Annotated in this window: 18 protein-coding genes and 5 tRNA genes; 1 reads left to right on the forward strand and 22 read right to left on the reverse strand. The window is 57.4% G+C overall.

Translation table 11 applies throughout. The annotated features are described in order from the left end of the window. The first annotated feature begins 40 nt into the window (after positions 1 to 40). On the forward strand, positions 41 to 3,361 hold the full coding sequence (gene icmF / locus FDG13_RS00635; protein ID WP_180124788.1) for a fused isobutyryl-CoA mutase/GTPase IcmF: 3,321 nt from the start codon (positions 41 to 43) through the stop codon (positions 3,359 to 3,361). 135 nt (positions 3,362 to 3,496) lie between these two features. Here icmF and FDG13_RS00640 read toward each other — a convergent pair whose 3' ends face one another. The 22 genes from FDG13_RS00640 to FDG13_RS00745 form a co-directional block, all read right to left on the reverse strand. After that, the gene (locus FDG13_RS00640; RefSeq protein ID WP_169906443.1) at positions 3,497 to 3,664 is read right to left on the reverse strand and encodes a hypothetical protein; all 168 of its coding nucleotides are present in this window, start codon (positions 3,662 to 3,664) and stop codon (positions 3,497 to 3,499) included. Positions 3,665 to 3,790: 126 nt separating this feature from the next. Beyond that, positions 3,791 to 5,152: a PTS transporter subunit IIC gene (locus FDG13_RS00645; RefSeq protein WP_180124789.1), complete on the reverse strand. Its 1,362-nt coding sequence runs from the start codon at positions 5,150 to 5,152 to the stop codon at positions 3,791 to 3,793. Between the two features lie 139 nt (positions 5,153 to 5,291). Next, the gene (locus FDG13_RS00650; RefSeq protein WP_180124790.1) at positions 5,292 to 6,338 is read right to left on the reverse strand and encodes a homocysteine S-methyltransferase family protein; all 1,047 of its coding nucleotides are present in this window, start codon (positions 6,336 to 6,338) and stop codon (positions 5,292 to 5,294) included. A gap of 83 nt (positions 6,339 to 6,421) precedes the next feature. Further along, entirely contained in the window at positions 6,422 to 6,646 is a 225-nt protein-coding gene (locus tag FDG13_RS00655) for a zinc ribbon domain-containing protein (RefSeq protein ID WP_180124791.1), read from the reverse strand. Positions 6,647 to 6,760: 114 nt separating this feature from the next. Further along, entirely contained in the window at positions 6,761 to 6,991 is a 231-nt protein-coding gene (locus FDG13_RS00660) for a hypothetical protein (protein ID WP_180124792.1), read from the reverse strand. A gap of 391 nt (positions 6,992 to 7,382) precedes the next feature. Beyond that, positions 7,383 to 7,458, reverse strand: a tRNA-Gly gene (locus FDG13_RS00665). Between the two features lie 12 nt (positions 7,459 to 7,470). Continuing rightward, a tRNA-Asp gene (locus FDG13_RS00670) sits at positions 7,471 to 7,547 on the reverse strand. A gap of 30 nt (positions 7,548 to 7,577) precedes the next feature. Next, positions 7,578 to 7,653 (reverse strand) — tRNA-Asn (locus FDG13_RS00675). 51 nt (positions 7,654 to 7,704) lie between these two features. After that, positions 7,705 to 7,780, reverse strand: a tRNA-Phe gene (locus FDG13_RS00680). A gap of 56 nt (positions 7,781 to 7,836) precedes the next feature. Further along, complete coding sequence (locus FDG13_RS00685; protein ID WP_180124793.1) at positions 7,837 to 8,517, reverse strand: response regulator; 681 nt, start codon at positions 8,515 to 8,517, stop codon at positions 7,837 to 7,839. Positions 8,518 to 8,557: 40 nt separating this feature from the next. Beyond that, a complete protein-coding gene (locus FDG13_RS00690) occupies positions 8,558 to 10,837 on the reverse strand; it encodes an ATP-binding protein (RefSeq protein ID WP_370528130.1) in 2,280 nt (759 codons plus the stop codon). Beyond that, positions 10,834 to 11,385, reverse strand: coding sequence for a DUF4390 domain-containing protein (locus FDG13_RS00695; RefSeq protein ID WP_180124794.1), 552 nt, complete (start codon positions 11,383 to 11,385; stop codon positions 10,834 to 10,836). The genes FDG13_RS00690 and FDG13_RS00695 overlap by 4 nt, the downstream gene beginning before the upstream one ends. A gap of 58 nt (positions 11,386 to 11,443) precedes the next feature. Beyond that, complete coding sequence (gene rsmB / locus FDG13_RS00700) at positions 11,444 to 12,766, reverse strand: 16S rRNA (cytosine(967)-C(5))-methyltransferase RsmB (protein ID WP_180124795.1); 1,323 nt, start codon at positions 12,764 to 12,766, stop codon at positions 11,444 to 11,446. Positions 12,767 to 12,842: 76 nt separating this feature from the next. Next, on the reverse strand, positions 12,843 to 17,057 hold the full coding sequence (gene rpoC / locus FDG13_RS00705; protein WP_180124796.1) for a DNA-directed RNA polymerase subunit beta': 4,215 nt from the start codon (positions 17,055 to 17,057) through the stop codon (positions 12,843 to 12,845). A gap of 86 nt (positions 17,058 to 17,143) precedes the next feature. Beyond that, a complete protein-coding gene (rpoB, locus tag FDG13_RS00710) occupies positions 17,144 to 21,256 on the reverse strand; it encodes a DNA-directed RNA polymerase subunit beta (RefSeq protein ID WP_180124797.1) in 4,113 nt (1,370 codons plus the stop codon). A 284-nt stretch (positions 21,257 to 21,540) separates the two neighbouring features. Then, a complete protein-coding gene (gene rplL, locus FDG13_RS00715; protein WP_180124798.1) occupies positions 21,541 to 21,915 on the reverse strand; it encodes a 50S ribosomal protein L7/L12 in 375 nt (124 codons plus the stop codon). A gap of 43 nt (positions 21,916 to 21,958) precedes the next feature. Then, entirely contained in the window at positions 21,959 to 22,480 is a 522-nt protein-coding gene (rplJ, locus tag FDG13_RS00720; protein ID WP_180124799.1) for a 50S ribosomal protein L10, read from the reverse strand. 260 nt (positions 22,481 to 22,740) lie between these two features. Next, positions 22,741 to 23,436, reverse strand: coding sequence for a 50S ribosomal protein L1 (gene rplA, locus FDG13_RS00725; RefSeq protein ID WP_180124800.1), 696 nt, complete (start codon positions 23,434 to 23,436; stop codon positions 22,741 to 22,743). After that, positions 23,437 to 23,868, reverse strand: a complete 432-nt coding sequence (gene rplK, locus FDG13_RS00730; RefSeq protein ID WP_078365476.1) for a 50S ribosomal protein L11 — start codon at positions 23,866 to 23,868, stop codon at positions 23,437 to 23,439. It abuts the gene before it with no gap. 163 nt (positions 23,869 to 24,031) lie between these two features. Further along, positions 24,032 to 24,640, reverse strand: a complete 609-nt coding sequence (gene nusG, locus FDG13_RS00735; protein WP_180124801.1) for a transcription termination/antitermination protein NusG — start codon at positions 24,638 to 24,640, stop codon at positions 24,032 to 24,034. Then, positions 24,640 to 25,023: a preprotein translocase subunit SecE gene (gene secE, locus FDG13_RS00740; protein ID WP_180124802.1), complete on the reverse strand. Its 384-nt coding sequence runs from the start codon at positions 25,021 to 25,023 to the stop codon at positions 24,640 to 24,642. The genes nusG and secE overlap by 1 nt, the downstream gene beginning before the upstream one ends. 109 nt (positions 25,024 to 25,132) lie before the next feature. Beyond that, positions 25,133 to 25,208 (reverse strand) — tRNA-Trp (locus FDG13_RS00745). Positions 25,209 to 25,212: the final 4 nt, after the last annotated feature.

Here is a 25,212-nt window from a genome sequence, read left to right on the forward strand (position 1 = left end):
TTTGAACCTTAAAACGATAAGTACCCGACTGGAGACAACCATGACCGACCTGTCCGCCGACCTCAAGGAACTGGCCCAATACCGCCCGACCCACAAAGTGCGTTTTGTCACCGCCGCCAGCCTGTTCGACGGGCACGACGCCTCGATCAACATCATGCGCCGCATCCTGCAGAGCATGGGCGCCGAGGTGATCCACCTGGGCCACAACCGCAGTGTGGACGAGGTGGTGACCGCCGCGCTGCAGGAAGACGTGCAGGGCATAGCCATCAGCTCCTACCAGGGCGGCCATGTGGAGTATTTCAAATACATGGTGGACCTGCTCCGGAGCCGGGGTGGCGCCCACATCCAGGTGTTTGGCGGCGGTGGCGGCGTGATTGTGCCCAGCGAGATCGCCGAATTACATGCTTACGGTGTGCAACACATCTTCAGCCCCGAAGACGGCCAGCGCATGGGCCTGGCCGGCATGATTGGTCAGATGGTGAAGTCGTGTGACCTAGACCTCACTGCTTACGCGCCGACCCAGATCGAAGCCATCCAGGGCCACACTGACGCCAGTTGGCGTGCGCTGGCGCAGCTCATCACGGCGCTCGAGAACGAAAACGCCTCGGGAGTAGGTAAAGGCGAGTTTTCAGTGCCTTTTAAGGCTCTAGCCCTTGATATACAAGGGCTAGCAGCTAGAAAAAATATACCAGTTCTGGGTATCACCGGCACCGGTGGTGCAGGCAAATCGTCACTCACAGATGAACTGATCCGCCGCCTGCGGCTTGATCAGAGCGACAGCCTGCGCGTGGCGGTGATCAGCATCGACCCGAGTCGCCGCAAGAGTGGTGGCGCGTTGCTGGGTGACCGCATCCGTATGAATGCCATCAGTCCGTGGCAGAGCGGCCCCAAGGTGTTCATGCGCAGCCTGGCCACGCGCGACTTTGGTTCAGAAATCAGCGCTGCCCTGCCCGACGTGCTGGCCGCCTGCAAGGTGGCTGGTTTCGACCTGATCATTGTGGAAACCTCGGGCATTGGCCAGGGCGACGCGGCCATCGTGCCGCATGTGGATGTGCCCTTGTATGTGATGACGCCCGAGTTTGGCGCGGCCAGCCAGTTGGAGAAAATCGACATGCTGGACTTTGCCGAGTTTGTCGCCATCAACAAGTTTGACCGCAAGGGCGCTTCTGATGCGCTGCGCGATGTGGCCAAACAGGTGCAGCGCAACCGCGAAGCCTTTACCGTGCCGCCCGAACAGATGCCGGTGTTTGGCACCATGGCCGCACGCTTCAACGACGACGGTGTGACCGCGCTGTACCAGGCGCTGAAGCTGCGGCTGGCTGAACTCGGCCTGCCGCTGTGCGACTCACATCTACCCATGGTGACGGTACGCCACAGCACCAACCAGAGCCCGGTGGTACCCGCCGCACGCACCCGCTACCTGGCCGACATTGCCGACACGGTGCGTGGCTACAAGCAAAAAGCCCGCGCCCAAGCCAAGCTGGCGCGTGAAATCCAGCAATTGCGCGCCGCCGCCACAATGCTGCAAGACAACGGCACCAGCGCAGCTGCCGAGGCCGCCCAGCAACTGGCCCATCAACGCGAGCAGACCCAAGACCCCGCCGCCCACAAACTGCTGGCCCAGTGGCCCGAGATGCAACGCGCCTACGCGGGTGACGAATACGTCGTCAAAATCCGCGACAAAGAAATCCGCACTGCCCTCACCACCAGATCCTTGAGTGGAACCCCCATACGCAAGGTGTGTCTGCCCCAGTACGAGGACCATGGCGAGATCCTCAAGTGGCTGATGCTCGACAACGTGCCTGGCAGCTACCCCTACACCGCCGGCACCTTCGCCTTCAAGCGCGAGAACGAAGACCCGACGCGTATGTTCGCCGGGGAAGGCGACCCGTTTCGTACCAACAAACGCTTCAAGTTGCTCAGCTCAGGCATGGCGGCCAAACGCCTGTCCACCGCGTTTGACTCGGTCACGCTTTACGGCAACGACCCCGATCCGCGCCCGGACATCTACGGCAAGGTCGGCAACAGCGGGGTGAGCATTGCCACCATTGACGACCTGAAAGTGCTGTACAGCGGGTTTGATTTATGCAGCCCCAATACCAGTGTGAGCATGACCATCAACGGCCCGGCGCCGAGCATCCTGGCCATGTTCATGAACGCCGCCATCGACCAGAACCTGGACAAGTTTCAGAGTGACAACGGCCGCGAACCCACCGACACCGAAGCCGCCAAGATCCGCGAATGGGTGCTGGCCAATGTGCGCGGCACGGTGCAGGCCGACATCCTCAAGGAAGACCAGGGCCAGAACACCTGCATCTTCAGCACCGAGTTCAGCCTCAAGGTCATGGGTGACATCGCCAGTTATTTTGTGCACCACAACGTGCGCAACTTCTACAGCGTGAGCATCAGCGGATACCACATCGCTGAAGCGGGCGCGAACCCGATCAGCCAGCTGGCGTTCACACTCTCCAACGGCTTCACCTTTGTCGAAGCCTACTTGGCGCGCGGCATGTTCATTGATGACTTTGCGCCGAATCTGAGTTTCTTCTTCAGCAACGGCATGGACCCTGAATACACCGTGATGGGCCGTGTCGCGCGGCGCATCTGGGCGGTGGCGATGAAAGAGCGTTACGGCGCCAACGAACGCAGCCAGAAGCTCAAATACCACATCCAGACCAGCGGGCGCAGCCTGCACGCACAAGAGATTCAGTTCAACGACATCCGCACCACCTTGCAGGCGCTGATTGCCGTCTACGACAACTGCAACAGCTTACACACCAACGCGTTCGACGAGGCCATCACCACACCGACCGAAGACTCGGTGCGCCGCGCGATGGCGATCCAGCTCATCATCAACCGCGAATGGGGTCTGGCCAAGAACGAGAACCCGTCACAGGGCGCCTTCATCATCGAGGAACTGACCGAGCTGGTCGAAGAAGCGGTGTTACTGGAGTTTGAGCGCCTCACCGAGCGTGGTGGTGTGCTGGGCGCCATGGAAACCGGTTACCAGCGCGGCAAGATTCAGGACGAGTCGATGACGTATGAGATGCTCAAACACACCGGTGAATTGCCCATCATCGGTGTCAACACCTTCCGCAACCCGCATGGTGACCCGGTGAATGACAAACTGGAGCTGGCACGCTCCACCGACGAAGAAAAACAAAGCCAGTTGCAGCGCCTGGCCGACTTCCACACCCGCCATGCGGCCGAGGCACCGGCCATGCTGAAGAAACTGCAACAAGCCGTGATCGACAACCAAAATGTGTTTGAGGTGCTGATGGACGCGGTGCGCTGCTGCTCCCTGGGTCAGATCACCAACGCCTTGTTTGAGGTAGGTGGGCAGTACCGGCGTAACATGTAATTGTGATGCAGGGTTACTCTGTTTTTGATAGCTATATGCCCTTTTGATACGAGGGCTAGAGGCTAAAAATGCATAAAAAAAACGGCCCGATTTGGGCCGTTTTTTTGGCGCCGCATGAAGCGGCTATAGCAGGGATCAGCCGCCTTTTTTGCAACGCTTGCCAGGGTTTTTCTTGTTGTTGGTGGCAACGCCGCGCTCCAGGCTGCGCATCTGGCCGTGGCCAGCGGTGTAGCACACGCCCTTGGGGGCAACAGGACGGGGCGTCGCTTTGCGGTCAGCTTCTGTACGAAATTCTTTGGCCATGATGAATGGGCTCCGGCAGGTTGGTAAAAGGGACGATTATCCTATTTTTTAGATTGGCTGTTCCCAAGCCAAAGACGAAGACCTCTCAAGCGCCCAAAAGCGGGCGATTGGTGCGTGATCAGCGCCTTACTTGGGGGTGCTGCGTTGAAAACGCCACCACACCATATAAATCGCCGCCAACAACAAAGGCAGCGACAGCATCGCCCACAACTCGCCCCGGTAGACTGAATAAATCAGGAAACGCACCTGGTGCCCGCCGTCGGTAAACGCGGTGATCAGGCCCAGTCCGGCAGAATCAAAAGACGGTGTCTCTCTGGCCAGTTTGGTGTAGAGCGGCGCCATATTGGAAGCAATCAGCAAAAACGTGATGATGACCGGCACACCGGCCACCACCGCGCGAAACACATTGCCGCGAAAGATCAGCACCGACAAGGACATCACCGAGAACAGGTTGGGCAAATCCCCTAGCGGCAAGACTTTGTTACCAGGCAGCACCAGCGCAATCAGCACCGCCAGCATCATCAGAATCAGCCCGGTGACCATCACCGACTTGTGGTGCATCAGAAAACCGGTGTCCATCGCCACAATCAAATTTTTGCGATGTGGGAAGAACCGCGTCACTTGGTCGCGCAAGGCCACGGTTACCGGCATCATCGCGTCACCAATCAGCCCGGCACTCTTGGGCAACAAGAACATGACCGCTGAAATGTGCACCGCCAATTCCAGCGTGGCACCCAAGTTATAACCTGCGGCCATGGCCAAAACCAGGCCCATCACGGCACCAATGATCATTGGTTCACCCAGCATGTCCAGGCCACTGCCGGCCGACGGCTCGTCACCCTTGCTATGGGGGTTGTAGTTCAGGTTTTTGAGCACCGGAATGCGATCTAGCAGCCAATCCACACACACGGCGTAAGGCACCAGTCCGTTGACCGACACCGGGGAGGCCGAAATACCCACCAGACCGGTTTCCCGCTCCACATCAGGTGCGGTCCATTCGGTCATCTTGAAACAAAACACCGCAATCACCAACACGGCTGACAAGCCCAGCGTCATGCTGCCAGTGACCGACATCACCAGCGCACCCATCAACGCAAAATGCCAGTAGTTCCAGATGTCAATGTAAATGGTGCGGGTCCAGCCCAAAGCCAGCATGAGTAAATTGGCCACCAGCACCAGCGGGATGGAAATAGCCGCCAGCGGCGAGGCCCAGGTGATGGCGGCCAAGGGCGGCCAGCCCACGTCCAGCACCGGGAAATTGAGCCCCCGCACGCTGGTGAGCTGCTGCACCGCCGGGCTGATGTTGGCCACAAAGAAGTTGAAGGCAATAAACACCCCAGCAAAACCCGCCGCCAAGCTGACCGTGCTGAGCACTACCTGGCGCAGCGGCAGCCGAACCGCCAGCGCAATGAAGAAGATGATGATGGGCAGCATCACATAGGCCTTGAAACTGAAAAAGGCCGTCAAAAACGCTTGGAGAGACTGCATGGTGTGGCTTGGTTCAATCTGGGAGGAGAAAGCGGGAGTGAAGGTTTGGCTAGGCAGGCGGCGCCTGGCTCAGCCCGCAGCACATGGGTCCATGGTGTCAAACAGGCGGTGTGTGTGTGGACCACCTGCTGCCAAGCTGTTACGCCGCTTCTTTGTAAAACATGTTTTTTTGCAGCGTGCGCCCGACCATGGGCGCCACCTTGTCGTGAATGGCGCCAATGTGTGCAGGGGTGGTGCCGCAGCAGCCGCCCACAATGTTGACTAGGCCTTCTGCCGCAAACTCACCAACCAGGCGGCTGGTGACATCAGGGGTTTCATCAAAGCCGGTGTCGCTCATCGGGTTGGGCAAGCCGGCATTGGGGTAACAGCTGATGAAGGTATCAGGTGCGGCTTTGTTCAACTCCTGGATGTAGGGGCGCATCAAGGTGGCGCCCAGTGCGCAATTCAGGCCAATGGCCAGCGGCTGCGCGTGACGCACGCTGTGCCAGAAGGCCGTCACCGTCTGACCGCTGAGAATCCGCCCCGAGGCATCGGTCACCGTGCCGCTGATCATGATCGGCAGGCGCTCACCACTGGCTTCAAAAAACTCGTCAATGGCAAACAGTGCGGCCTTGGCGTTTAACGTGTCAAAAATGGTTTCAACCAGCAGCACGTCTGCCCCACCCTGCACCAGCGCCTGCACTTGCTCGTAGTAGGAAGCACGTAACTCCTCAAACGTCACATTGCGTGCACCTGGGTCGTTCACATCGGGGCTGATGCTGGCGGTTTTGGGTGTGGGGCCCAGGGCGCCGAGCACAAAGCGTGGTTTGTCGGGGGTAGAGAACTTGTCGCAAGCGGCTCGCGCTAATTTGGCCGAGGCCAGGTTCATCTCGAAGGCCAGATCGGCCATGTCGTAGTCAGCCTGGGCGATACGGGTGGCGCCAAAGGTGTTGGTCTCGATCATGTCGGCACCTGCGGCCAGATACCGCTCGTGGATGTCGGTGATCACGTCCGGGCGGGTCAGGCTCAACAACTCGTTGTTGCCTTTGACATCCTTGTGAAAGTCTTTAAAACGCTGGCCACGGTATTGGGTTTCGTCAAGCTTAAAGCGCTGGATCATGGTGCCCATGGCGCCATCCAGCACCAGGATACGGGTTTCAAGCAGGGCGGGCAGTTGTTGGGCGCGGGTGTAGGTCAGGCGTGTCATGGCGCTATTGTAGAAAGCCGTCTTCTATCTGGCTCTTTGCTGGCGGTTCACCCCGTTTGGCCCATGGACGTGCGAACGCGGACTCAATGCAGCGAACAGCCGCCCGGCCCTGCCGCGTTCGGGCAGCCGCCACAGGGGCTCGGTGGCATAGCCGCCATGTCTGGGCCGGAGGCTGTGGTGGCAAACACCGACAGCTGTTTCTCGAGCACTTTGGAATGACAACTCGGGCATTCAGGAACGGTGTCTGAACGCACCAAGGCTTCAAACTTGTGGCCGCAATCGCTGCAGGCGTATTCGTAAATGGGCATGACAACTCCTTGTGTGGTGCGGAATTATCGATCTGCCGAAAGCCCTTCCAGCAACCAAACAGCCAGACACCGACTCAAGAAAAAATCAAACAGTACACAGCGGCACAGGCAGGTCTACCACAGCAGAACATTCAGAGCCCGCCCACTCACCTCCAGCGCGTGCGCCGTGTGGTTGTAGGCGATGCTGCCGTGTGTCTCGGCTTGCCTGGCATCACCCGTTTCGTGGAGCAACGCCGCTTGCCGATGGTGTTTGACGGCTTTCTCCAGTTGTACGGCCGCTTCACGGTGGAGAAACTGCGGGGTCACGATGGACACCGGGGAAACGTTTGCGTCTGTGTAGCTCATGTTCACTCCATGATGGGTCAAAAGACCATCTTAGAGTGGCGCTTTTGGGTTAACAGTGCGCCACCACACAAACGATCACAGCAGGAACTGGTACATTGGATTCGGGTCTCCAAACCCCCACGCCTCTCCTCCCTGAGCGTGGCCCCGCAAGGGGTTACAAGCCCGGACACAGCGCCGGGCTTTTTTTGGGCCTCACGCCGATGTTCGGCACCGCACAGAAGCGCGGGCGAGTACCTTATACAGTCAACAGGTCACACATCCATGGACAGCCACCGGCGTATTGGCCGGTACCGAGGACTAAACCCAGCCTTGAACCGCTGGGTTTTTTTACGTCTGGCGTCAGAAAGCAAAAAGCCCATCGCAATGATGGGCTTTTGCTATATCAACCATATGGAGCGGGAAAAGAGGTTCGAACTCTCGACCTATACCTTGGCAAGGTATCGCTCTACCAACTGAGCTATTCCCGCATTTTTCACTTTTGGCGGAGTGGACGGGACTCGAACCCGCGACCCCCGGCGTGACAGGCCGGTATTCTAACCAACTGAACTACCACTCCACTCGGTTTCTTTTGCATCACAAAAAAATATGGCTCCTCGACCTGGGCTCGAACCAGGGACCTACGGATTAACAGTCCGGCGCTCTACCAACTGAGCTATCGAGGAACAATGTGGCACAAAGAAAAGCCCATCACAGGGATGGGCTTTTACCATTTCTGGTGGCCTGGGGCGGAATCGAACCACCGACACAAGGATTTTCAATCCTCTGCTCTACCGACTGAGCTACCGGGCCTAAGCCTCATAGTATAGCAGTTTGAATGCGCAGTTCTAGGACAAGGCGCCAGATTTTCAGTTGCGTTTGGTACGCGACAGATTCACACCCAGCTGTTTGAGCTTGCGGTACAGGTGCGTGCGCTCCAGACCAGTCTTTTCGGCAACACGTGTCATGGAGCCGTTTTCTTTGGTCAGATGAAACTCAAAGTAGGCTTTTTCGTACTCGTCACGGCCTTCACGCAAGGGTTTGTCGAGCATGAAGTTCTGCGTTGACTGCGGACCGAGATCGGCCACCGCCTCATGGTTGACACCGACGATCTCACTGACCTTGATCAGGCTGTCGACACGTGGACTCATCAGACCCGGTAGTGGCGCAACCTGCTTGCGTGGCGAGCCCCGCGCCAAGCCCTGCTCCACCGCTTTGAGCAGCTTCTGCAGGGTGATGGGCTTCTCAAGAAACGCCAACGCGCCAATGCGTGTCGCTTCGACTGCGGTGTCAATGGTGGCGTGACCACTCATCATGATCACCGGCATGGTCAGCGCACCGGTGGCGGACCACTCCTTGAGCAAGGTCACACCATCGGTATCGGGCATCCAGATGTCCAGCAACACCAAGTCAGGCCGCTCACGGTGCCGGGCAGCACGCGCTTGTGCGGCGTTTTCGGCCAATTCGACGGTATGGCCCTCGTCGTTGAGGATGTCACACAACAAATCACGAATGCCCAGTTCGTCATCCACCACCAAAATGTTTGCCATGTTGTGCCGTTTCCCTTAAATGTGCCTGCTTTGTGCAGCCTTACGTCGTCTGATGCGTCTGTGCGCGTTCCACACTGAATGATAACGACACCTGAGCCCCCACCACCTGGCCATCCAGCAGCTGATTGGTGATTTCGACCCGTGTGCCGTGCTCGTCTGCTATCTTTTTCACCACAGCCAGCCCCAAACCGGTGCCTTTGTCCTTGGTGGTGACGTAGGGCTCGAAGGCGCGTTTGAGGATGTGATCAGGAAAACCGGTGCCACTGTCTTGCACACTCAGGCGCACACGCTGCGCACCGGGCAAACACCGGGTTCTGATCAGGACCGGGTGTTGTGGGCCTGTCCGGCCGGCACTGACGGTCGCATCCTGTGCGTTTTGCAACAGGTTATGCAAGACCTGGCGCAGTTGCTGGGGGTCACCCAGCACAGGGACGCAGGCGGGATCCAGCTCGGCAAGAATGGGCACCTGGGCGTGATCCGGGGCATACAGGTTGAGCACCTCTTGCACCAGCGCATTGAGGTCAAGGGATTTGAGTTCAGCTGCAGGCAAACGGGCGTAGTCGCGAAATTCGTTGACCAGCCGTTTCATGGCCTCGACCTGGTCAACAATGGTTTTGACAGACTTGGTTAGCAGGGTCTGTTCTGTGGCGGCCAGCTTGCCGGTCAGTTTCATCTCCAGGCGCTCTGCCGAAAGTTGAATCGGGGTCAAGGGGTTCTTGATTTCATGGGCCAGCCGCCGCGCCACCTCGCCCCAGGCCTGGGCGCGCTGGGCAGACACCACCTCAGAAATGTCGTCAAATACCAACAAATTCTGGTTGCCGGGCAGTTCGGCCCCCCGCGCAATCAAGGTGATGGTGGTGTTACTGGGGCGGCCTGTTGGGTCCAGGCTGGTATTGCCCAGCTCAAACGACTGTTGCCAGTGGTCCAGGTTGCGCTCACGACCATAGGCCAGAAAAGCCTCGAACTGTTGCTGCACCGCTTGACCAAATGCCGCCAGCCCATCGATGTCGGCCAAGCGCTTGCCTTCATAGGCCGCCAGTGGCAACTTCAGGATGCGGGTGGCGCCGGGGTTGGAGGAGGTGACGGTACCGTCAGGCTCCAACACCAGCACCCCAGCGGTCAAGTTGTCCAGAATGGTTTGTAAGTTGGCGCGTGCTGCATTGGTTTGCGCCATGCTGGTGTGCACCGCCTGGCGCGCCTCCAGCAGCTGCTGGGTCATGTCGGCGAAAGAGCGGGTCAGGCCATCGAGCTCGTCTTTGCCGCGCAAAGAGGCTTTGGGCGAGAGGTCCCCCGCAGCCACCTCGCGCACCCCATCGGCCAACACCAGCAAAGGCCGGGCAATTTGGTTGCCCATCACCACCGCCAACAACACACCGCCAAATACCGCCATGAACAGGCTCAGCGTCAAAGTACCGATGTACATGCGACGCAGGCCTTCCCGCGCCAAGGCGCGTTCTTGGTACTCGCGGTTGGCCTGGGTCACGGCCAAAGCGTTCTCCACCAGCGTGCTTGGCAAGGTTTTGCCGGCCAACACAAACCGAGCTTCACCCAGCGTGCCGACCGCCGCACTGTTGACGAACGCAAGAACCTTGATCCGTGCGGGTGTTGCACCGGGCACCAGACCCTCGTCCAGTCCTTCAATCCAGGTGATGGCACGTTGGCTGCGGGCGGCTCGAAACTGCTGCGGCGTGGGCATCTCCGGGGTCAGTTGGTAACGCGAATCACCGGCGGCCGCCACCAGACGCCCCGAAGCACGCCACAGCTGCAGGTCGTCCGCCCCCATCGCGTCGCGCGCACGCTCCAGCGGCAGCGCCACGCTGACGTCGGCCTTGTCAGCCAACTGCGCTGCCGCAGTGCGGGTTTTACCGACCAAGTCGGCCGACAAGGCCTCCAGCGTGGTGCGACCCAGATTCAAACCCGCAGCCAGCGCACCTTCGACCTCCACATCGAACCAGCTCTCGATGGAGCGAGACACAAACTGGTAAGACACCACATAAATCAGAACACCTGGTGCAAACCCGGCCAGGGCAAACACGGCGGCCAGTTTGACCAGCAAACGGCTGCCGAACTTTTTTTGCCGCAAGCGTTTCACCAGCCGCCAGGCAATCCAGGCAATCGCCAGCAGCAGCAACACAGCCACCACCACGTTGACGGCAAATAGCACCTGGTAGTTGCGCTCATACAAGACCCGGTTGCTGGTGGCTTGCGTCAATAAAAACATGAGCACCAAACCCACAGCCACCATGGCTGTCAGGCCAAAACCAATGGTCCAGCGCAGCGCCTTGGATTTTCTGGATGCCTCAGCGCCCGTGGCACTCACTTGACACGCTCCAGGTCAAGTGGCTGCGACAGCCGCAGTTCAATCAGCCAATCTGACTGTCCCAGGGTGCCAATCTGTAGTGGCCGCGGCAGTTGTGATGTGTCCAGCTCAAAGCTGAAATCCACCAGGTAGTTGCTGGCAGAAGGCAGGTCTTGCAGCTCCGCAATCTTCCAACGCGAAATGCGGCGCACCACTGCCATGGCGTCGTCCAGGCTGTCGAAACTTTGACCCAGCGTGAGCCCCTGGGTGGTTTCGTTCATGTCGGCGGCACCGATAGTGAGTCGCCAGCGCCGTGTCAGGGGGTGGTAGGCCAGCCGCAAACGCCGCTGCGCGGTGGCGATGGTCTTGCTGGTCCAGTACCAGCGTTCGCGCAGCAGCTCGGACTGCACCACAAAATAGATAGGGATACCTTTGTACAGCGCGTCTTCCACCACCACAGGCAGCTCAAACTTGAGCTGGACCGACAGCAGCAAGCTGTTCTCCGAGCGTTCCAGCGTCAAAGACGTCCGACCACCCGACTCTGCCGCACTGGCGGCTGCAGCTGCCACAGGCGTCCAGCCCTGCAACCAACACAGCAGGACAGCCGCCAACAGCCCAGCCCAGCCGCTAGGCCGCTTGCTTTTCGAGTAAGGCGTAATAAAAGCCATCATGGTCACCGATGAGATTGTCAGCGGGTGTTGCACCTTGTAGGTCGCCGTGGGGCAACAAATGTCCAGGGGAGCTCAGCATTGTGACTTGGCTGTGGTTGGCAAGAAACGCGGCCACCTGCTGCGCCCCTTCCTGGCGGAACACCGAGCAAGTGCAATACAGCAGCCGACCACCCGGTTTCACAAGCGGCCACAGTTTTTGCAGCAAACGCGCCTGGATGGCGGCCAGTTGGGCAATGTCGGTCTGCCGCCGCAGCCAGCGAATATCCGGATGCCTGCGCACAATGCCCGCAGCCGAGCAAGGGGCGTCCAGCAAAATCGCATCAAATGGGGTGCCATCCCACCAGGCCGACACGTCCGCGGCGTCGGCCGCCAGCACCTGAGCCTGCAGGCCCAGGCGGGCCAGGGTCTGGTGGATACGTTCACAACGCAGCGGATCCACGTCCAGCGCGGTGACCTGGGCCTGGCTCAGCTCCAGCAGATGGGCGGTCTTGCCACCGGGTGCGGCACAGGCATCCAGCACCCGCAGTCCGTCCACCGGCGCCAGGCCGGACAACAACATGGGCGCGGCCAACTGGGCCGCACTGTCCTGCACCGACACCCAGCCTTGCTCAAAACCGGGCAAGTGCTGCACCGCACAGGCGTTGGCCAGCAGCACACCATAGGCCCCAATGAGGCTGGCCGGGATGCCGACCTCAGACAGTTTCTCCAGATACTGAGCTGGTGTGCCCAGGCGGGCATTCACACGCAGCACCATGGGGGCGTGCTGGTCAGCCGCCGCCAGGATGTCTTGCCACTGGTCGGGCCAATCGGATTGCAGTTGCTTGATCCACCAGGCCGGATGGTTCCAGCGCGCCACCGGGTCGGTGTCCGTCTGCGCCACCAACAGCTCACGTTCACGCAGGAAACGGCGCAGACAAGCATTGACAAACGAGGCTTGCGCCTTGAGGGCTGGCGTGCGTTTGGCGCACTCCACAGTCTGGTTGACCAGTGTGAAGGCATCGTAGGACGCATTTTGGGGGCGCCACAACAAGGCCAGTGCCGTGCACAACAGGGCATCCACGGCAGGCGGGGGGTTGCGGGAGGCCAGCAGTTTTCGCAGCGCCTGCGCACGGCCCAGGGAGCGCAACACCTCAAAACTCAAGGCCTGCACACCAGGCCTCAGCGCTGGCGCCACTTCCGCCAAGGCGGCCGTGCCGGACTGGCCCTGGCGGATGGCATGTAGCACCTGGGTGACCGCTTGGAGTTGGCGCCACAAAGGCAATCGCTGTTCGTCATTCATCACAGATTAGGTATAAAAAACGCCTCAGGCCCTTATGTATCGGGCGTGAGGCGCTATATATTACAGAGCGATCAGCTTATTCGGCTGCAGCGCCCTCACCCAGCTCAGCTTCAGTTTCACCGGCCAGTTCAGCGGCTTCGGCTTCGGCAATGGCACGACGTTCGGCATCGTCCATGTTTTCACGCACATTGCGCGCTTCGTGGTAAGCCATACCGGTACCGGCCGGAATCAGACGACCCACGATCACGTTTTCCTTCAGGCCGCGCAACTCGTCGCGTTTGCCCATGATGGCGGCTTCGGTCAACACGCGGGTGGTTTCCTGGAAGGACGCCGCAGAGATGAACGAGTCGGTGGACAACGATGCCTTGGTGATACCCAACAACAGGTTGGTGAACACGGCGGGCACTTTGCCTTCGGCGCGCAAGGCGTCGTTGGTGTTGAGCATTTCCGAGCGTTCGACCTGTTCACCATTGATGTAGGTGGAATCACCCGCGGCTTCCACCACCACACGACGCAGCATCTGACGCACGATCACTTCAATGTGCTTGTCGTTGATTTTCACGCCCTGCAAGCGGTACACGTCCTGCACTTCATCCACGATGTAGCGCGCCAGTTCTTCGGCACCCAGCAGGCGCAGGATGTCCTGCGGATCGGCCGGGCCGTCCACCACGGACTCGCCCTTGTTGACGATCTGGCCTTCGTGCACCAGGATGTTCTTTTCCTTGGGCACGAGTTCTTCCCAGACCTTGCCTTCGGGGTCGGTGATCTGCAGGCGGATCTTGCCCTTGGTTTCCTTGCCGAAAGAAATGGTACCGGTCATTTCGGCCAGCACACCCTTGTCCTTGGGTGAACGGGCTTCGAACAACTCAGCCACACGCGGCAGACCACCGGTAATGTCGCGGGTCTTCTGACCTTCGACCGGGATACGCGCCAGCACTTCGCCAGGGCCCACGTCTTGGCCGTCACGCACTTGCACCAGCGCACCAATTGGGAAGCCGATGGTCACCGAGTGGTCGGTGCCGGGGATCTTGACTTCGTTGCCGTTGGCGTCGATCAGCTTGACCTGCGGACGCACCACCTTGGCGGAACCACGGCGTTTCGGGTCGATCACCACCAGGGTGGACAAACCGGTCACTTCGTCGACCTGTTTGGCAACCGTCAGACCTTCTTCCACATTTTCGAAGTGCGCCTTGCCGGCGAATTCGGTGATGATGGGACGGGTCAGCGGGTCCCAGTTGGCCAGGATCGTGCCAGCCTTGATGGTCTGATCCGCTTTGATCGTCAGAATCGCGCCGTAAGGCACTTTATGACGTTCGCGCTCACGGCCATGTTCGTCTTGGATGATGATTTCACCGGAACGGGAAATCACCACCAGGTCGCCCTTGCCATTGGTCACATAACGCATGGTGGCGTTGAAACCAATGTTGCCGTTGGACTTGGCTTCCACGCTGGAGGCGATTGCAGCACGCGAGGCCGCACCACCGATGTGGAAAGTCCGCATGGTCAGCTGGGTACCGGGTTCGCCGATGGACTGCGCAGCAATCACGCCCACGGCTTCACCGCCATTGACTAAGCCGCCGCGGCCCAGGTCACGACCGTAACACTTGGCACAAATACCAAAGCGGGTTTCGCAGGTCAGCGCGGTACGCACCTTGACTTCGTCCACACCAGCGGTCTCGAGCATTTCAATCGTGTCTTCATCGAGCATGGTGCCAGCCGGTGCCAGCACCGCGCGGTTTTCCGGATGCAAGATGTCGTCGGCAGCGGTACGGCCCAAGATACGGTCACGCAAGGACTCGATGGTTTCACCACCTTCAACAATGGCGCGCATCAGATAACCGGCGTGGGTACCGCAATCCTGTTCGGTCACCACCAGATCCTGCGTCACGTCCACCAAACGACGGGTCAGGTAACCCGAGTTCGCGGTTTTCAATGCGGTATCGGCCAGACCTTTACGCGCACCGTGGGTGGAGATGAAGTACTCCAACACGTTCAGACCTTCGCGGAAGTTCGCGGTAATAGGCGTTTCAATGATCGAGCCGTCGGGCTTGGCCATCAGACCCCGCATACCGGCCACCTGACGAATCTGCGCTGCAGAACCGCGGGCACCCGAGTCGGCCATCATGTAGATGGAGTTGAACGACTCTTGTGGCACCTTGTTGCCATGACGGTCAATGACGGTCTCCTTGGAGAGTTGACCCATCATCACCTTGGACACTTCGTCACCGGCTTTGCCCCAGATGTCCACCACCTTGTTGTAGCGCTCACCAGCAGTCACCAGACCGGAGGTGTATTGCTGGGCGATTTCCTTGACCTCTTTTTCAGCGCGTTCGATGATGCCCGGCTTTTCAGTCGGCACCAACATGTCTTCGATCGAGATCGAGATACCGGCACGGGTTGCCAAGCGGAAGCCGTATTGCAGCAACTTGTCGGCAAAAATCACCGTTTCCTTCAGACCACATTTGCGGAACGAGGCATTGATGAGTTTGGAGATTTCCTTCTTCTTGAGCGCCTTGTTGATGAACTCAAACGGCAGGCCCTTGGGCAGAATTTCCGACAACAGGGCACGGCCAGCGGTGGTTTCCCACAGCTTGGTCGAAGGCACCAGTTCACCGGTTTCCTTGTTCTTGGTGTACTCGGTCAGGCGGACGTTGATACGTGCACTCATCTCGACTTCACCCGCATCAAAAGCGCGCTGGACTTCGCTCACATCCGAGAAGATCAGGCCTTCACCCTTGCCGTTGATGCGGTCACGGGTGGTGTAGTACAGGCCCAGCACCACGTCTTGAGACGGCACGATGGACGGCTCGCCATTGGACGGGAACAACACGTTGTTGGACGCGAGCATCAGGGTGCGGGCTTCCATCTGGGCTTCGACCGACAAAGGCACGTGGACGGCCATCTGGTCACCGTCAAAGTCGGCATTGAAGGCCGCGCAAACCAGCGGGTGCAGTTGGATCGCCTTGCCTTCGATCAGGATCGGCTCAAAGGCCTGGATGCCCAAACGGTGCAGGGTTGGCGCACGGTTCAGCATCACCGGGTGTTCTTTGATGACCTCTTCCAGAATGTCCCAGACCACCGGCGTGCCGGTTTCGACTTCCTTCTTGGCCGCCTTGATGGTGGTGGCAATCCCCATGGCTTCCAGGCGCGCGAAGATGAAGGGCTTGAACAATTCCAGCGCCATCAGCTTGGGCAGGCCACACTGGTGCAGTTTGAGCGTCGGGCCCACGGTGATCACCGAACGGCCGGAGTAATCCACCCGTTTACCCAACAAGTTCTGACGGAAACGACCGCCCTTACCTTTGATCATGTCGGCCAGTGATTTCAGCGCACGTTTGTTGGCACCGGTCATGGCTTTGCCGCGACGACCGTTGTCCAGCAAGCTGTCCACCGACTCTTGCAACATCCGCTTTTCATTGCGTGCAATGATTTCCGGCGCCTTGAGTTCGAGCAAACGGCGCAGACGGCTGTTGCGGTTGATCACGCGACGGTACAGGTCGTTCAAATCCGAGGTGGCGAAACGGCCACCGTCCAGCGGCACGAGCGGGCGCAGGTCGGGCGGCAGCACCGGCAACACGTCCAGCACCATCCACTCGGGCTTGATGCCAGATTTTTTGAACGCTTCAAGCAGCTTGAGACGCTTGGTATTTTTCTTGATCTTGAGTTCTGAGCCGCTGGGGTCGTTGCGCAGCTTCTCGATTTCGCTTTCGATATCGAGGTTTTGCAACAATTCCTTGACGCCTTCGGCACCCATCTTGGCCTGGAATTCGTCGCCGTATTCCTTGAACTTGGCGTCGAAGTCGTCTTCGCTCATGATGCTGAATTTTTTCAGCGGGGTCATGCCGGGGTCAGTGACCACATAAGCTTCAAAGTACAACACGCGTTCGATGTCACGCAGGGTCATGTCCAGCACCAAGCCCAAACGGCTCGGCAGGGACTTCAGGAACCAGATGTGGGCACAAGGTGCGGCCAGATCAATGTGACCCATGCGTTCACGACGCACCTTGGTCTGGGTGACTTCAACGCCGCACTTTTCACAGATCACACCACGGTGTTTCAGGCGTTTGTACTTGCCGCACAGGCATTCGTAGTCTTTGATGGGGCCAAAAATCTTGGCGCAAAACAGACCATCACGTTCAGGCTTGAACGTACGGTAGTTGATGGTTTCGGGCTTTTTCACCTCGCCAAAAGACCACGAGCGGATCTTTTCGGGCGAAGCCATACCAATCTTGATCGCATCAAAATGTTCGTCGGGCGTGAATTGCTTGAACAGGTCGAGTAATGATTTCATGAGACAAATTCCTTTTAATCAGTGGAAGGCAACATCCGCTCGCAGAGCGAAGCGGATGCCACCCAGCAATACTTTTCGCTATTCAATTAAGAGCGTTCAAGCTCAATATCCAGGCCCAAGGAACGGATTTCCTTGACCAGCACGTTGAACGACTCGGGCATGCCCGCTTCGATCGAGTGTTCACCCTTGACGATGCTCTCGTAGACCTTGGTACGACCCTGAACGTCATCTGACTTGACCGTCAGCATTTCTTGCAAGGTGTAAGACGCGCCATAAGCCTCCAGTGCCCACACTTCCATTTCACCGAAGCGCTGACCACCAAACTGGGCTTTACCACCCAGAGGTTGTTGTGTGACCAAGCTGTACGGACCAGTCGAACGGGCGTGCATCTTGTCGTCCACCAAGTGGTGCAGCTTCAGGTAATGCATGTAACCGACCGTGGTCGGACGCTCGAAGCGGTCACCGGTGCGGCCGTCGTACAGGTAAGCCTGGGTACGGGTTTCAGTCAAGCCCTTGAGCTTGGCGATGTCGTCCGGGAACGCCAGTTTCAACATGGCGCGGATTTCGTCTTCCGTCGCACCGTCAAACACGGGTGTCGCGAATGGCATACCGGTGGTGAGGTTCTGCGCCATCTCCAACAACTGGTCGTCGTTGAGTTGGCTCAGGTCTTCCTTGCGGCCGGTCGTGTTGTAGATCTCTTCAAGGAACTTGCGCAGTTCGGCCACACGGGACTCGGCTTGCAACATGTCACCAATGCGCTGACCAATGCCCTTGCCTGCCCAGCCCAAGTGAACTTCCAGCACCTGACCCACGTTCATCCGTGACGGCACACCCAACGGGTTCAGCACGATGTCACACGGGGTGCCATCGGCCATGTGCGGCATGTCTTCCACCGGGACGATCTTCGAGACCACACCCTTGTTACCGTGACGGCCGGCCATCTTGTCACCCGGTTGCAGGTGACGCTTGACCGCCACATACACCTTGACCATCTTCAACACACCTGCGGGCAAATCGTCACCTTGGGTGAGTTTCTTGCGCTTTTCTTCAAAAGCCAGGTCAAAACTGTGGCGGGTTTGTTCGTTGGAGTTCTTGATGCTCTCCAGTTGCACCGACACATCATCTTCAGCCGGACGGATGTCAAACCAGTGGTAACGGTCCACCGAAGCCAAGTACGCTTTGTCGATCTTGGTGCCTTTGGCCAGCTTTTGTGGGCCGCCATTGGCGACTCTGCCAACCAACAACTTCTCAATTCGGTCAAACGCATCGTTTTCCACAATCCGCAACTGATCGTTCAAGTCCAGGCGGAAGCGTTTCAGTTCGTCGTCGATGATCTGCTGGGCACGACGGTCGCGCACAATGCCTTCACGGGTGAAGACTTGCACATCGATCACGGTGCCTTGTGAACCTTGGTCCACACGCAGCGAGGTGTCTTTCACATCGCTGGCTTTTTCACCGAAGATGGCGCGCAGCAGTTTTTCTTCAGGCGTCAGCGTGGTTTCACCCTTGGGTGTGACCTTGCCCACCAGCACATCGCCAGGTTGCACTTCGGCACCCACGTAGATGATGCCGGATTCGTCCAGACGGTTGAGCTGTTGCTCACTCAGGTTCGGAATGTCGCGTGTGATTTCTTCGGCACCCAGCTTGGTGTCGCGCGCCATCACAACCAGCTCTTCGATGTGGATCGAGGTGTAGCGGTCTTCTGCCACGACTCGTTCGCTGATCAAAATCGAATCTTCGAAGTTGTAGCCGTTCCAGGTCATGAAGCCAATCAGCATGTTCTGGCCCAGGGCCAACTCACCCAGATCGGTGGAGGCGCCATCCGCAATCACGTCACCCTTGGCCAGCCGATCGCCCTTTTTCACAATCGGACGTTGGTGGATGTTGGTGTTCTGGTTGGAACGTTGGTACTTGATCAGGTTGTAGATGTCGACACCGACTTCGCCAGCTTGTGCTTCGGCGTCATTGACACGCACCACCACGCGGGTTGCGTCGACATAGTCCACCACACCACCACGGGTTGCCGTCACGACGGTGCCCGAATCAATGGCGGCCACGCGTTCAATACCGGTACCCACCATGGGTTTTTCCGGACGCAGCACCGGCACGGCCTGACGCGACATGTTGGCGCCCATCAAGGCGCGGTTCGCATCATCGTGCTCAAGGAACGGCACCAATGAAGCAGCCACCGACACGATCTGTGCGGGCGACACGTCCATGTACTGCACACGTTCGGCACCCACCAAAATAGATTCACCGGCTTCCCGTGCCGAAATCAGGTCACCCGACAGGCGGCCTTCTTTGTCCAGCGCGGCGTTGGCCTGGGCGATCACGTATTTGCCTTCTTCGATGGCTGACAGGTAATCGATGTCCATCGTCACCTTGCCATCCACCACGCGGCGATACGGGGTTTCGATGAACCCATATTCGTTCAAGCGGGCGTACAAAGCCAAGGAGTTGATCAGACCGATGTTCGGACCTTCGGGCGTTTCAATCGGGCACACACGGCCGTAATGGGTCACGTGCACGTCACGCACTTCAAAACCTGCACGTTCGCGGGTCAAACCACCTGGGCCAAGAGCAGAGACACGACGCTTGTGGGTGATTTCCGACAGCGGGTTGGTCTGGTCCATGAATTGCGACAACTGCGACGCACCAAAGAACTCTTTCAAAGCAGCTGAAATCGGCTTGCTGTTGATCAGGTCGTGCGGCATCAGAGGTTCTTGCTCCGCCTGACCCAGACGTTCTTTCACGGCCTTCTCAATACGGGCCAGGCCCATGCGGTATTGGTTTTCGGCCAATTCGCCCACACAACGCACACGGCGGTTACCCAAATGGTCGATATCGTCCACTTCGCCATGGCCGTTACGCAAGTCAACCAGAATCTTGACCACAGCCAAAATATCTTCGTTGGTCAACACCATCGGGCCAGTCGACTCAGGACGCCCCATTTTGGCATTGAACTTCATCCGACCAACACGCGACAAGTCATAGGTGTCGGGGTTGTAGAACAAGCGCTGGAACAAAGCTTGCACAGCATCTTCTGTTGGCGGCTCGCCAGGGCGCATCATGCGGTAGATCGCCACACGGGCGGCGAACTCGTCAACGGTTTCGTCGGTGCGCAAGGTCTGAGAGATATATGCGCCTTGATCCAACTCATTGGTGTAGATACACGCCAGATCCTGCACACCCGAGGTGCGCAGTTTCTTGAGCAAGGCTTCGGTCAATTCTTCATTGGCTTTGGCCAGAATTTCACCGGTGTCGCCATCCACCACATTGCGGGCCACAACACGGCCAATGAGGAAATCCTCAGGCACCGACACGTGGGTGGTAGCAGATTGCTCCATCTCGCGGGTATGGCGCGCCGTGATACGTTTGTCCTTGGCGACAACTACCTTGCCGTTTTTGTCGGTGATGTCAAAACGTGCAACTTCACCGCGCAGGCGTTCGGCCACGAACTCCATCTGCGCACCACTGTCCATCAAGCGGAAGTTGTCGTTGACGAAGAAGTTGGCCAGGATGGATTCGTGGTTCAAGCCGATGGCTTTCAACAGGATCGTCACCGGCATCTTGCGGCGGCGGTCCACCCGGAAGTACAGAATGTCTTTCGGGTCAAACTCAAAGTCCAGCCAGGAACCGCGGTAGGGAATGATGCGTGCCGAGAACAGCAACTTGCCGGAGCTATGGGTTTTACCCTTGTCATGCTCAAAAAACACGCCAGGAGAACGGTGCAACTGCGACACGATGACGCGTTCGGTTCCATTGATGACGAAAGAGCCCTTTTCAGTCATCAAGGGCACCTCGCCCATGTACACCTCTTGCTCCTTGACCTCTTTAACGACCTTGTTCTGCGTCGTGGAAGACTCGCGGTCATAAATGATCAACTGCACCTTGGCGCGAACGGCCGAGGCGTAGGTCAAACCACGGGTTTGGCACTCGCGCACATCAAACGCTGGTTTCGCCAGGTTGTATTCGAGGTACTTCATCTCGACAAAACCATTGTGCGAGACGATCGGGAAGGCTGCACTGAAGGCAGCCTGCAGGCCTTCGGTCGAACGCTTCTTGGGAGCAACATCAGATTGCAGAAACGCGGTATATGCGTCCTTTTGCATCTGCAACAGGTAAGGAATTTCAAGCACGCTGTCGCGATTGCCAAAATTTTTACGGATTCGTTTGCGTTCGGTGTATGAGTAAGCCATGAAATCTCCGGGCAACTGAGGAACCTGGCGGGTCCTGGACGACTTTTTTCTTGGCGATTGGCCGCTACCAATCTATGGCGGACAGTTGCACCTTGCGTGCAACCCGAACCAAGGCATCTTCTTCTGTCGGGATGAGAAGACACTGAAAAACGATTGTTTGCTAGGTTTTGAACTAGCTTTTTTAGGCTAGCCAATGGGGCAAAAAATGGCTTTACGGTGCGTTCTTTAGAAACACCAAAGGCTGGAGGCCTTTGACAGCACTCCAGCCCTTTGACCTAACTCAATTATTTGAGTTCAGCCTTGGCACCAGCTTCAATCAATTTCTTCAGAGCGGCATCAGCGTCAGCCTTGGCCACGCCTTCCTTGACGTTCTTCGGAGCGCCGTCAACCAGGTCTTTCGCTTCCTTGAGACCCAGACCGGTGATTTCACGCACGGCCTTGATGACCGACACCTTTTGGGCGCCTGCATCCAGCAGAACAACGTTGAACTCAGTCTTTTCTTCGGCAACTGCAGCAGCAGCACCGCCGCCAGCAGCGGGAGCCGACATGGCTGCTGCGCTCACACCAAATTTCTCTTCGATGGCTTTCACCAGATCGTTGAGTTCCATGACCGTCATGCTGTCGAGCGCGGTCAAAAATGCGTCTTTATCGAATGCCATTTTGATTTCCTAACAATATTGATTACTAAATGCCGCAAGCGGATCAGGCTGCCACGGCTTCGGCGGGTGCTTCTGCACCGCCGCCTTTTTGCTCTGCCAGAGCCGCCAACACGCGCGCGGTGCGCGAAATAGGCGACTGCATCAAGCCCAACAACTGCGCCAACAACACTTCCTTGGAAGGGATACTGGCCAACTGCTTCACACCCTCGACGTCCAGAGCTTTACCGCCATATGCACCACCACGAATCACCAACTTGGCATTGGTTTTCGCGAAATCAGCCACCACTTTCGCGGCAGCGACTGCATCTTCAGAAAAGCCATAGATCAGCGGCCCGGTCATCTGGGCAGACACAACTTCAAAGCTGCTGCCGGCAACAGCACGGCGAGCCAAGGTGTTTTTCAACACGCTGAGGCTAACGCCATTGCTGCGCGCGGTGGAGCGCAATTTGGTCATGTCGGCAACCGTGATACCCCGGTATTCCGCCATCACGAGCGTTTGAGCTTTAGCGGCGAGGCCAGTCACATCACTGATGACCGCTTCTTTCTCACTGCGATTTAAACTCAAGGTCTACTCCTTCAAAATGTGCCTTCGGGCAAAGATCAAATCCATGCCACCCAACACGCCATATTTCAGCGACCAACTGTTAAGAAACCCAACGATTCTTTAGCAGCGGGGTCGCCATCTGCGTTGGCGAGTGATTCATTAAGTGCAAACATTGCAAAGCAAATCATGCACACCAACGGTCTTGGATGGCCTGCTGACATCTTGCGACATCAGCAACCCACCACACCAGGCACCCTTTTCAGGACGCCCAATTTTTCACATCAAGCGGCGATGGTTTGCAAATCAACGCGGACACCGACACCCATCGTGCTGGACACGGCAACTTTGCGCAAATACAAACCCTTGCTTGTTGCAGGCTTGGCTTTAGCCAACGCATCAACCAATGCCGCCAAGTTGCCTTGCAGCTTGTCGTTGTCAAAAGAACGACGGCCAATGGTGGAATGCACAATACCGGCTTTGTCCACACGGAACTGCACTTGACCGGCCTTGGCGTTGCGAACCGCGGTTGCCACATCAGGCGTCACTGTGCCGACCTTGGGGTTAGGCATCAAACCACGTGGGCCCAGGATTTGACCCAGAGTACCAACGATACGCATGGCGTCAGGTGCGGCAATCACAACATCAAAAGGCATGTCACCGGCCTTGACCATGGCAGCCAGATCATCCATACCCACGATGTCGGCACCAGCAGCTTTGGCTTCTTCAGCCTTAGCACCTTGGGCGAACACAGCCACACGTTTGGTTTTGCCTGTGCCATTGGGGAGCACCACAGCGCCACGCACCACTTGGTCAGACTTCTTGGCGTCAATGCCAAGTTGAACCGCCACGTCAATCGACTCGTCGAACTTGGCATTGGCGCATTCTTTCACCAAACCAAGCGCGTCACCCAGGGCGTACAGCTTGCTGCTGTCGACCTTACCTTGGAAGGCCTTTTGTTTTTTAGTCAAGCGTGACATTTAGACACCCTCCACATTCACGCCCATCGAGCGAGCTGAGCCAGCAATCGTCCGAACCGCGGCATCCATGTCAGCAGCAGTCAGGTCCTTCATCTTGGTCTTGGCGATTTCTTCGAGCTGAGCGCGTGTGATCTTGCCGACCTTGGTCTTGAGCGCGTTGGCTGAACCCTTGTCAATCTTGACAGCCTTTTTGATCAAAATGGATGACGGGGGCGACTTGATGACAAAAGTGAAACTCTTGTCAGCAAAAGCCGTGATCACCACAGGCAAAGGCAGACCTGGCTCAACACCTTGGGTTTGCGCATTAAATGCCTTGCAAAACTCCATGATGTTCAAACCACGCTGACCCAACGCTGGACCAATGGGGGGGGATGGATTGGCTTTGCCTGCTGGTACTTGCAGTTTGACAAAACCGACGATTTTTTTCGCCATGGTTTACTCCTGACGGGTACTAACGCCGAGGCTTGTTTTCAACAAACACTGGCTCCCCGGTATTAACGACTCCACTTATCAGCATTCACACCGAGTCGGAAAGTGCGAACGCCTCTAGCAAAGCGGACAAAGGGAACCCCCATCCACCAAGCAATAATTCAACTCAGGTTTTTTCGACTTGCGAAAACTCCAACTCAACAGGTGTGGAGCGACCAAAAATAGTCACAGCAACACGAACTTTGCTCTTGTCGTAATTAACTTCTTCCACCGACCCATTAAAGTCAGCAAAAGGACCTTCTTTGACACGCACAAATTCACCCACCACAAATTCAATTTTGTGACGGGGCTTTTCTGTACCCTCCTGCATCTGGCTAACGATCTTCAAGACCTCAGCTTCAGAAATTGGAGAAGGACGAGTCTTACCACCACCCACAAAACCAGTGACCTTATTGGTGTGCTTTACCAAGTGCCATGTGTCATCGTCCATGACCATTTCCACCAGAACATAGCCTGGAAAAAATTTGCGCTCGGTGGTTTTTTTCTGACCATTCTTGATTTCAACCACTTCTTCCATGGGAACCAGAATGCGTCCAAATTTGGCTTGCATACCTGCACGGTTGATGCGCTCAAGAATATTGCGCTCAACCGCTTTTTCCATGCCGGAATACGCATGAACAACATACCAACGCAAATCTGGATTGGTAGGTGCGGTAGCCAGGGTTTGTGCCGCAGTGGGCAAACCCGGAACAGGTTCTGCTACAACATCGTTCATTATTTTTTCCATCCAAGGATCAGGTCGTAAAACACCCATTCAAGCGTTTTGTCTGTCAGCCACAAAAACAAAGCCATGACAAAAACAAACCCAAACACATACAAGGTCATTTGAATAGCCTCGCGCCGTGTTGGCCAGACAACCTTCTTGATTTCACGCACCGAATCTTGACCAAAAGCAGTCAGCGCCTTGCCAGATTCCGATGCCAAGAAGACGACGGTCGCCACCGCCAGACCCACCAAGAGACCCAACCACTGGTACAGCGGACCCTGTTTGGCCAAAACGTAGTAAGCAACCAGCGACAAAATCACCAAAACAACAGCCGCCGCCAATTTGGCTTTGTCTGCAGTGGTGTTGACGGTTTGAACTTGAGGAGTAGCCATTGTCAGTTGATGTCGAGCATGTTAGTTAGCCGTATTTTTGGCGCTTCCCAGACGCACAAGCCCGCCGTTTTCACAGCGGGCTTTTTAGCCACCTCTTGGCCAATTCAGGTGGCAGGGGCAGTAGGAATCGAACCTACAACCTTCGGTTTTGGAGACCGACGCTCTGCCAATTGAGCTATACCCCTACTG

Origin of the sequence: Rhodoferax sp. BLA1, assembly GCF_013416775.1 — a bacterium.
Lineage (GTDB): Bacteria > Pseudomonadota > Gammaproteobacteria > Burkholderiales > Burkholderiaceae_C > Rhodoferax.